This is a genomic window from Corynebacterium striatum ATCC 6940, assembly GCF_000159135.1.
Classification (GTDB): domain Bacteria; phylum Actinomycetota; class Actinomycetes; order Mycobacteriales; family Mycobacteriaceae; genus Corynebacterium; species Corynebacterium striatum.
Map to the genome: position 1 here is coordinate 22,120 of NZ_GG667529.1, position 10,166 is coordinate 32,285.

Genomic DNA, 10,166 nt, shown 5'->3' on the forward strand with positions numbered 1-10,166 from the left:
CAGCCTCAACCTTTGGTTAAGACCCCTCCAAGGCCGGTCCTGAATTTAAAAAGCTGCTCCGTAGACATAGACCAAGCTGTCCAGCACTTTGTCCGCAAGCAATCAGGACCTCCCCAAAAGGCCCTAAGTCATATCTTTAAAACAAACGCAAAGGTTGCAGCACGCATGGATATTCGTAAGCTCGTCGACAGCTCCCCTATGGGATTGCGGCAATGGTCTATCATTTTCATTGCCTTGTACCTCAACGCTCTCGACGGCTATGACATGGTCGCGATGGCATTCGGCGCCGGCCAGGTGACCGAAGCCTTCACCTTGAGTGACGTCCAGCTCGGCTGGCTGCTCTCCGCCGCCCTCATCGGCATCGGCCTGGGTTCCCTCTTCCTTGCCCCGACCGCCGACCGTGTGGGCCGTACACGCCTTATCACCATCTCGCTCTTCATCGACTTGGTGGGCCTAGTTGCCACGGTCTTCGCCCCGACTTTCGCTCTGCTCTTCATCTTCCGCGTTCTCACCGGCATCGGCGTCGGCGGCGTGCTCGTCTGCGTCACCGTCTTGGTCAGCGAATACTCGAATCTCCGCTTCCGTGGCCTGGCGGTGGCAATCTATGCCTCCGGCTACGGCCTGGGCGCTTCCTTGTGCGGCGTCATCGCATCGGCCGTGGCGCCGTCCTACGGTTGGCAGGCCATCTTCTGGGTAGGTGCCGGCCTTACCGTCGTCGCCATCGCACTGACCGTCCTCTTCGTTCCCGAGTCCGCTGACTTCCTGGCCGCCCGCGGCCGTATGGACAAGGTTCGCTTCATCGCCGCCAAGTTGGGTCTCAAGGGCGAGGTCACCGTCCGCGCCACCAAGGACGAAGAACCGCGCGCTCCCTTCAAGGACATCCTCTCCCCCTCCTTCGTGCGCACAACCATCAAGCTGTGGCTGGCTTTCTCTTTCGTGATGTTCGCCTACAACTTCACTTCCCAGTGGACCCCGAAGCTGCTCACGGAGGAAGGCCTCACCGCGCAGCAGGGCGTCATCGGTGGCATCATGTTGTCCTTCGGCGGCACCATCGGTGCGCTCATCTTCGGATTCCTCACCACGAAGATCGATGCCCGCCCACTGCTCATCGTGTCGTGCTTGGTAGCCTCCGGCGTGCTCGTAGGGTTCATTTTCTCCACGTCCATCCCGACCCTGATGTTCTCCCTGGGCGTCGGCGTGGGCCTCACCTTGAATGCCTGCATCACCGGCCTGTACACGGTTGCTCCAGAGTCCTACCCGTCTGCACTGCGCACCACGGGTACCGGCGCCGCGATCGGCATCGCACGCGTGGGGGCAACGCTCGCCCCGATCCTCACCGGCTACCTCCTCAGCTCCGGCTGGACTCCGACGGGCCTGTACACACTCGCTGGTGCAACGGCGCTTCTCGCCGCACTTTCCCTCTTCGGTGTGCGCGCCTACTCCGCCAAGATCGCCGATGAAGCTCCAGCTTCTACGCCTGCTGACGCCGCGCTTTCCGACGCCCCTCTCACCAGCCGGGTTTAGCCTCTACGCTGGGAAGGTGGAAACCGCTTTTCATCTTCCCAGCCGAAGGAGACCCCATCATGTTCGACCTGACGAACCAAGTTGCCATCGTTACCGGTGGCGCCGCCGGCATCGGGCGCGGAATTGTATCCGCGCTGCGAGAAGCAGGCGCACACGTCGTCATTGCTGACATCGATCTAGAACACGCCCAAGCTACTGCCGCCGAGCTCGGCGCGGAGACCCTCAAGGTAGATGTCACCGACCGTGAATCCATACGTGAGCTCTACCGCACTGTGGTGGACAAACACAGCCGCATCGACATCGTCTGTTCCAATGCGGGCGTATTCCCCAACTGCCCCTTGGACGAGATGACGGATGAAAAGTGGGAGGCGATGTTCGCCATCAACACCCACGGCACGTTCAAGGTGGTCCAGGAAGCACTGCCTTTTATGCGCAAGCAGAACTACGGCCGCATCGTCATCACGACTTCCATCACTGGTTCCCACACTGGCTTCCCAGGTTGGGCCCACTATGGGGCGTCGAAAGCCGCCCAGCAGGGCTTCATGCGCTCGGCAGCCCTCGAAGTCGCACGTGACAATATCACCATCAACGGCGTACTGCCGGGCAATATCTTGACCGAAGGCCTGGAGGGCCAAGGTCAGCAATACCTAGACCAGATGACTCGCTCGGTGCCGATGCACCGCCTCGGTACCCCTCGCGACATAGGAAATGCCGCCGTCTTCCTTGCGTCTCGTGAAGCAAGCTACATCACCGGCCAGACGCTCATTGTCGACGGCGGCCAAATCCTCCCCGAATCCCCCGAAGCTATCCTTCCTCCCCGTTAGCGGAAGGTAGCGAACTTCTTGACCACCCAGCGGCTCAGAGCCAGAATGATGACGCCCAGCACGATGGAGGCCACGCCAAGTGAGATAAAGAAGGTGTTCTCTGCGGTGGCATCCTCCGGGTTGTAGAAACCAGCCAGGGAGCCAGCCAAGGAGGTACCCATGGCAACGGCCATCATCCACACCGCCATCATGCGGGAGGGGAAGGCACGTGGCGCGACCTTGGTAGCAAGCGCGTTACCAACCGGGGACAGCAAAAGCTCGCCCATGGTGAACAGGAAGAGGATGCCAATGATGGCAAACATCGGCGTGGAATTTGCACCGGTACCGGAGTACGGCAGGAAGAAGAACAAAGAAATACCGATGATGATGTTGGCGGCACCGAACTTCACCGGCGTGGACCACTGACGGTTACCGAGCCTGGTCCACATCGTTGCGAAAACCGCAGAGAAGATCACGATGAAGATCGGGTTGAAGGACTGCACGAGTGACGGCGGAATCTCGATGCCGAAGACGTTACGGTCCAAGCGCACGTCCGCATAGATGGTCATGACGGTGAACTGCTGCTGGAAGATACCGAAGAACAAAACACCAGAGACAAACAGAGGGATAAATCCCAGCAGACGCTTCTTTTCTTCCGCATCAACCAGCTCGGAGAAGTACATCTGGCACCACAATACGATTGCCGCCAACAGAGCAACGGCAGTGACGATGTTGGATAGCCAATCGACCTTGATAACGCCGGTTGCGATGGAAACTACCGCAATTGCCGCGATGCCAAGGACCGCAGCTAGGCCGAGCAGCACCTGTTTGCTGCTAGCAGGGTTCGGGACCTCGTGGCCTGCATCCTTGATGGTGGACTTGCGCATCAGGGTGTACTGAATCAGGCCCGCGAACATGCCGATTGCCGCGAGGCCAAAGCCCCAGTGGAATCCCTTCCAGCCCCACATGATCGTTGTGATCAACGGGCCGAATAGAGCGCCGATGTTGACCCCCATGTAGAAAATGGAGAAACCACCGTCACGGCGGGTGTCATCACGGCTATATAGCGAGCCAAGCACCACTTGGGCGGTGGTCTTCACACCGCCGGAACCGATGGCTATGAGAACCAAACCAATCGCCAGACCCGTAACGTCCGGAATAAACGCTAGGGCGATATGACCGAGCATCACCAGGTTCGCGGAGTAGAACAGGGTGCGCTCCGGGCCCAAAATTCGGTCTGCAACCAAAGAGGCCAGAAGGCAGGCCATATAGACCAGACCGCCGTAGGCACCAACCACGGACGTTGCAGCGGTCTTGTCCATGCCCAGTCCGCCATCGGTGACGGAGTAGTACATATAGAGCAAGACGATCGACTGCATGCCGTAGAAGCTGAAACGCTCCCACATCTCGATGCCAAATAGGTTGGCTAGGCCCCACGGATGCCCGAAGAACAGTCTTTCTTCAGACTCCGCTTTGTGTTCTGTCGCACCAGACAACTGCGTATTGTGATCTGACATATAAATAGTTGAGCACTAATTCTCGGTAGCAACAAATCGGTTGGTTGCCCGAAATAATTTTTAAGGCACGCAGCTGCAGAAAATTCCACGTCACGGCCCCGCACTGCGAAAACTTTCACACGCATATTTGCAACCGAAAAGACCGCGAACCGGAGCATCAACTTCCACTTCCGCCGTTCACTCTTGACGACGTAACAAAGCTCGCTTGTGGTTACTCACATAGGTGTTAAACCCACAAACCCATAAACCACCTTGGTAACCGTCACACATCCACCCGTAGGACGGACTTGGGTGATACTCCAAGACCTATAGAACTGAAAAGATTAAAGCCCTTGCACCACATATACGGTGCAAGGGCTTTGGCTCAATTACTACGTTTTAAGCGTTGAGCTTACGGTAATCAAAGACGGTATCGATGAGGCCGTACTCTACTGCCTCGTGGGCAGTCAGGATCTTGTCACGATCGGTATCGATGCGAACCTGCTCCGCAGTACGGCCGGTGTGCTCAGCCAAGGTGTTCTCCATGAGGCGGCGCATGCGCTCGATCTCGTTAGCCTCGATCTCTAGGTCAGAAACCTGGCCCTGGGTGCCCTGGGTGCGTGGCTGGTGAATCAACACGCGGGAGTTCGGCAGTGCCGCACGCTTGCCCGGTGCACCGGCAGCCAGCAGGACGGCAGCTGCGGAAGCAGCCTGGCCCAGGCACACGGTCTGCACATCAGGACGTACGTAGCGCATGGTGTCGTAGATAGCCATCAGCGCGGTAAAGGAGCCACCCGGGGAGTTGATGTACATGGTGATGTCGCGATCTGGGTCCTGAGACTCGAGGACCAGTAGCTGCGCCATGATGTCATTCGCCGAGGTGTCATCAACCTGGGTGCCAAGGAAGATGATGCGCTCTTCGAAAAGCTTGGAGTACGGGTTGGTGGTCTTAGAGCCTTGTGCGTTCTGCTCGATGAATTCCGGCAAAACGTAGCGGGAATTAGGCATTTGAAGGTTAGACATAGTGATAATTCTCCTTATTCCCTAGTTGCTAATCGGGCCGTTTACGGACTCGATGACGTGGTCAACGATGCCGTATTCCTTGGCCTGTTGTGCGGTGAACCAACGGTCACGGTCAGAATCCTTGGTGATTTGCTCAAAGCTCTGGCCGGTGTGCTCAGCGATCAGCTGCGCCATTTCACGCTTGGTCTGAGCAAACTGCTCAGCCTGGATGGCGATGTCAGCAGCGGTGCCACCCACGCCAGCGGAAGGCTGGTGCATCATGATGCGAGCGTGTGGCAGAGCGTAGCGCTTGCCCTTAGTGCCGCCGGAGAGCAAGAACTGGCCCATGGAAGCTGCCAAGCCCATGCCATAGGTGGCAATATCGCATGGCGAGTACTTCATGGTGTCGTAAATAGCCATACCCGCCGTGACGGAGCCGCCCGGGGAGTTGATGTACAGGGAGATGTCCCGAGTTGGGTCCTCAGCGGACAGAAGCAGAATCTGTGCGCAGAGCTTGTTGGCGATTTCATCGTCCACCTGGGTTCCCAGGAAGATAATGCGCTCGCGCAAGAGGCGCTCATAGACGCTATCGCCCAGGCTCATACCAGTAGCGGATGAGTTCATTGAAATCTTCTCAGACATTAATGATGCTCCTTCAATTGAAGAATTTTTAACTGGCCCCACCTTACCGACATTCTTCTCAAATTGGGCCCCTGTTCGCTATGAGCGTTGGAAGCGCTACGTCAGCACACACTAAGGTGCTGGGTTAAGATTTACCCATGTCTGTTTCCGAGCTTTCCACTAGCACACAGAATTATTTGAAAGCCATCTGGGGGCTAAAGGAATGGTCATCTGAGCCCGTAACCGCCACACTTATTTCAGCACGGTTAGGGCTCAAACTCTCCTCAGTCTCCGATGCAGTGCGCAAAATGACCAAGCAAGGGTTGGTATCACACACACCTTACGGAGCAGTGGAGCTCACCGGTCGGGGTAGACAGTATGCATTGGATATGGTGCGCCGTCACCGATTGCTTGAATCTTTCTTGGTACAGGCATTGGACTATACATGGGACGAAGTCCATGACGAAGCAGAAAATCTCGAACACGCAGTGTCGGACATGCTGATAGAGCGCGTGGACAAATTCCTCAATTTTCCCAGTAGGGATCCACATGGCGATCCTATTCCCACAGCCGATGGGAACATCACGATTCCTCGTGCACACCGACTCTCTGACAGCGGAGCACAATCTCAGGTGATCGTTGAACGGATCTCCGATTCCGACCCACAACTACTAGCTTTCCTGAAAGAACACGGCATTGTCACGGGTGCCGTTCTAGACACGCGCGAAGGAGCCCCCTTTTCAGACTCACTCGAAGTTCGAGTATTTGGTAGCGCTCCGTGGGTACTGCTCGGGCGCCCGGCTACCGACGCAGTTTTTGTAGCTCCTCATACCCCATAAAAGCCATCCCCTCCGCCTAAACCTAAGATTACCTGCGTTTTTAAAATATACGTTGCACCGTAGTTTGCAACTACGCCCACACGTAATTAACCTATCGGATATCACATATCCCACGAATGGCTCAGGCCAGGATGAGCAGGATTGCTATGTCAGACTCACCAGATTTGGTGTACTTTTCGAGCGTTTCTGAAAACACAAAAAGATTTGTGGAACGCCTAGGCAGACCCGCAGTGCGAATTCCACTACGGCCCAAGAAAAACGGAATGATCCAGGTTTCACACCCGTATGTACTCGTCGTCCCCACCTACGGAGGCGGCTCTCTCAAACGCGCGGTTCCTAAACAGGTCATCGCTTTCCTTAACGACCCAATCAATCGATCCTTTATCCGCGGCGTCATTTCCTCAGGAAACACCAATTTCGGTAACGCCTACTGCGTAGCCGGCCAAATCATTTCCGCCAAGTGCCACGTGCCCGAGCTGTATCACTTCGAGCTACTCGGCACCCAAAAAGATATTGACACCGTAAAACAAGGTCTTCACAAGTTTTGGGAACAGCAAGAACACGTCAAAAGATGAAGAACACGTCCGGACCACACAGATTGGACTACACAATGACCCCTCCGCAGACCACACCCGCGCAGCCTGTTGACGCAACCCATCGCATCACCACCGGTGCTAACGACGAGAGCGGCGTTGGTAAGCGCAAAAGTTACCATGCGCTCAACGCGCAGCTGAACTTATTCGATTCTTCCGGGAGAATTCAGTTCGACAAAGACATTCAGGCAGCACAGGATTATTTAGCCCACCATGTTGCTCCCCGCATGCGCACTTTTAGCTCCACCACGGAACGCCTGGAATGGTTAGTAGATAATGAATACTATGAGCGGGGTTTCCTCGAACTTTACGAGGACGAGTTCCTGTGCGCCATATATGACAGAGCACATCGCGCCCAGCATCGGTTCCGCACATTCCTCGGCGCATTTAAGTTCTTTACTTCCTACGCGCTAAAAACCTTTGACGGCTCAACACTCCTCGAAGGCTACGAAGAACGCGTCACCACCACAGCTCTTTACCTGGCACAAGGCGACAAAGCTCTTGCAGAGAAACTGGTGGACGACATCATGTCCGGACGATTCCAGCCCGCCACCCCTACTTTTCTCAACGCAGGCAAGGCTCAGCGCGGCGAAATGGTGTCTTGCTTCCTCCTGCGAATAGAAGACAACTTGGAGAGCATTGGCCGCAGTGTGAACTCCGCGCTACAGCTATCAAAACGCGGCGGTGGCGTGGCCCTATTGCTAAGCAATCTGCGCGAATCCGGAGCCCCGATCAAAAAGATTGAGAACCAAGCATCCGGCGTAGTCCCAGTTATGAAGATTCTGGAGGATAGTTTCAGCTATGCCAACCAACTGGGAGCCCGCCAGGGCGCTGGGGCTGTCTACCTGCATGCGCATCACCCAGATATTCTTCGCTTCCTCGATACCAAACGGGAAAATGCAGATGAAAAAGTTCGCATCAAGACCCTTTCACTGGGTGTCGTTATTCCGGATATAACGTTTCGCCTGGCCAAAGAGAACAAGGACATGCATCTGTTTAGTCCTTATGACATTGCTCGCGAATACGGCGTGCCCATGTCCGACATGTCTATCACCGAGCATTACGACGAGCTGGTGACCAATCCGCGAATTTCGCACACCACCATCAAAGCCAGGGAGTTTTTCACTACGCTTGCTGAGCTTCAATTTGAATCTGGCTACCCCTATATCCTCTTCGAAGATACGGTCAATCGCTCTAATCCCCTCAAAGGGCATATCAATATGTCCAACCTGTGTAGCGAGATCCTTCAAGTCAACGCGCCATCCACTCTTGACCCATCTGGCAATTACGCCACCATCGGCCAAGACATTTCATGCAATCTGGGTTCGCTCAACATCGCTAAGGCCTTTGAATCACCGGATTTTGGAGCAACTGTAGAAACCGCAGTGCGCGCGCTCACCCAAGTCTCAGAACTTACCGACATCGAAGCAGTTCCTTCCATTGCTAAAGGCAATGAATCCATGCACGCGATTGGTTTGGGGCAGATGAATCTCCATGGTTTCCTTGCTTCCAAACGGATTCACTATGGCTGCGCCGAGGCTTTGGACTTTACCAACTTCTATTTCCTGACTGTGACCTATCATGCGCTGCGCACATCCCATGCGTTAGCGGTAGAGAAAGGTCAGCGATTCCAGGGTTTTGAAGACTCTGCTTATGCCTCCGGCGCATTCTTCGACAAGTATCTCAAACAGGAATGGGTACCTGCCACCAAGCGAGTAGAGCAGCTTTTCCATGAAGCAGGCGTGCGGATTCCTACACGCGAGGACTGGCTGAAATTAAAGAATCAGGTGGCCCGAGACGGAATATATAACGCCTATCTACAAGCAGTTCCCCCCACTGGATCAATTTCCTACATCAATGATTCGACTGCATCCATCCACCCGATTGCCTCCAAGATCGAAATTCGCAAGGAAGGCCGCTTGGGGCGCGTGTACTACCCCGCGCCGGGAATGACCAACGACAATGTGGAGTATTTCGAGGACTCTTTCACCGTGGGATACGAGAAAATCATTGATACCTACGCCATGGCCACGCAGCACGTGGACCAAGGCCTTTCTCTGACCTTGTTCTTTACTGCCGACAGCACCACTAGGGATATCAACAGGGCGCAAATCTATGCCTGGAAGGCCGGCATCAAGACCTTGTACTACATCCGTTTACGCCAATCCGCGCTCCAAGGCACTGAGGTCGAAGGCTGCGTCTCCTGCGCTTTGTAGGAGCACTGACCTCCCATCTTTTGCACTACCAATTCACCCGAAAGGAAAAAGTAATGACTTCAGCATCGAACGCTGCTGCGTTAACTAGCATCTCTGTTACGCCTCCGGGCTTCCGCCATGATCCCTCAGCCCGCATCCGCCCCATCAATTGGAACCGTGTGAGTGACGAAAAGGATCTTGAAGTATGGAACCGGCTCACCGCCAATTTCTGGCTGCCGGAGAAAGTGCCGCTTTCTAATGATCTCTCAGCCTGGCAGAAAATGACGCCCTCAGAGCGTAACCTCACCATGCGGGTGTTCACAGGCCTGACCACTCTAGATACCGTGCAGGCTACCGTGGGAGAAATCTGCCAAATTCAAGACGCCCGCACCGAGCATGAGCAGGCCGTTTACACCAACATTGCCTTCATGCAATCAGTTCACGCCCGTTCTTACTCTTCAGTGTTTTCTACGCTAAGCAGCACAAAGGAAATCGACGAAGCCTACCGCTGGGCGGTGAATAATGACCTTCTCCAAGCACGTGCCAAGAAAGTCCTCACACACTATTACGGGCCAGATCCGCTCAAGCGCAAGGTATCATCGACGCTGCTTTCTTCGCTCCTTCTATACGCAGGTTTCTATCTCCCCTTACACTTTTCTGTCCACGCCACCCTGACCAATACGGCAGACATGATTCGCCTCATTCTGCGTGACAAGGCAGTACACGGTTACTACTCGGGATATAAATACCAGCGTGGCCTAGAATCTTCTTCTCCTCAAAGGCAACAAGAGATGAAGAATTTCACCATCTCTTTGCTCGAGGAGCTCTATTCCCTAGAGCTGGAATACTCCGGCGAACTATATGAACCATTAGGACTCATGGACGATGTAGCCGTATTCGTTCGCTATAACGCAAATAAGGCCCTGATGAACTTGGGCTACCCAGATTACTTCCCACCTGAGGAAACGGAAGTTAACCCAGAAATTCTCGCCGCCCTAGCTCCTGGAGCAGATGAGAACCATGACTTCTTCTCTGGTTCAGGCTCCTCCTATGTCATTGGTACCGCTGAAGAAACGAGTGATGATGACTGGGA

General features: G+C 54.9%; 9 protein-coding genes. 6 read left to right on the forward strand and 3 right to left on the reverse strand.

Annotated elements, in window-relative coordinates; genetic code table 11:
* Window positions 1-165 precede the first annotated feature (165 nt).
* Complete coding sequence (locus HMPREF0308_RS11475) at window positions 166-1,524, forward strand: MFS transporter (RefSeq protein WP_005531779.1); 1,359 nt, start codon at window positions 166-168, stop codon at window positions 1,522-1,524.
* Between the two features lie 59 nt (window positions 1,525-1,583).
* Entirely contained in the window at window positions 1,584-2,348 is a 765-nt protein-coding gene (gene fabG / locus HMPREF0308_RS11480) for a 3-oxoacyl-ACP reductase FabG (protein WP_005531780.1), read from the forward strand.
* Here the strand turns inward: fabG and HMPREF0308_RS11485 are convergent.
* The 3 genes from HMPREF0308_RS11485 to HMPREF0308_RS11495 form a co-directional block, all read right to left on the reverse strand.
* Window positions 2,345-3,844, reverse strand: coding sequence for a peptide MFS transporter (locus HMPREF0308_RS11485; RefSeq protein WP_005531781.1), 1,500 nt, complete (start codon window positions 3,842-3,844; stop codon window positions 2,345-2,347). The genes fabG and HMPREF0308_RS11485 overlap by 4 nt on opposite strands.
* A gap of 378 nt (window positions 3,845-4,222) precedes the next feature.
* Entirely contained in the window at window positions 4,223-4,846 is a 624-nt protein-coding gene (locus HMPREF0308_RS11490; RefSeq protein WP_005531782.1) for an ATP-dependent Clp protease proteolytic subunit, read from the reverse strand.
* A gap of 21 nt (window positions 4,847-4,867) precedes the next feature.
* Window positions 4,868-5,467: an ATP-dependent Clp protease proteolytic subunit gene (locus tag HMPREF0308_RS11495; RefSeq protein WP_005531783.1), complete on the reverse strand. Its 600-nt coding sequence runs from the start codon at window positions 5,465-5,467 to the stop codon at window positions 4,868-4,870.
* 137 nt (window positions 5,468-5,604) lie between these two features.
* Between HMPREF0308_RS11495 and HMPREF0308_RS11500 the strand changes: the two genes are divergently transcribed.
* The 4 genes from HMPREF0308_RS11500 to nrdF all read left to right on the forward strand — a co-directional run.
* On the forward strand, window positions 5,605-6,285 hold the full coding sequence (locus HMPREF0308_RS11500) for a metal-dependent transcriptional regulator (RefSeq protein ID WP_005531784.1): 681 nt from the start codon (window positions 5,605-5,607) through the stop codon (window positions 6,283-6,285).
* 116 nt (window positions 6,286-6,401) lie between these two features.
* Window positions 6,402-6,860: a class Ib ribonucleoside-diphosphate reductase assembly flavoprotein NrdI gene (nrdI, locus tag HMPREF0308_RS11505; protein ID WP_034657571.1), complete on the forward strand. Its 459-nt coding sequence runs from the start codon at window positions 6,402-6,404 to the stop codon at window positions 6,858-6,860.
* A 35-nt stretch (window positions 6,861-6,895) separates the two neighbouring features.
* Entirely contained in the window at window positions 6,896-9,094 is a 2,199-nt protein-coding gene (nrdE, locus tag HMPREF0308_RS11510; protein ID WP_034657573.1) for a class 1b ribonucleoside-diphosphate reductase subunit alpha, read from the forward strand.
* A 53-nt stretch (window positions 9,095-9,147) separates the two neighbouring features.
* Window positions 9,148-10,166 (forward strand): class 1b ribonucleoside-diphosphate reductase subunit beta (gene nrdF, locus HMPREF0308_RS11515; RefSeq protein ID WP_080548663.1); only part of this gene is annotated, 1,019 nt, incomplete at its 3' end.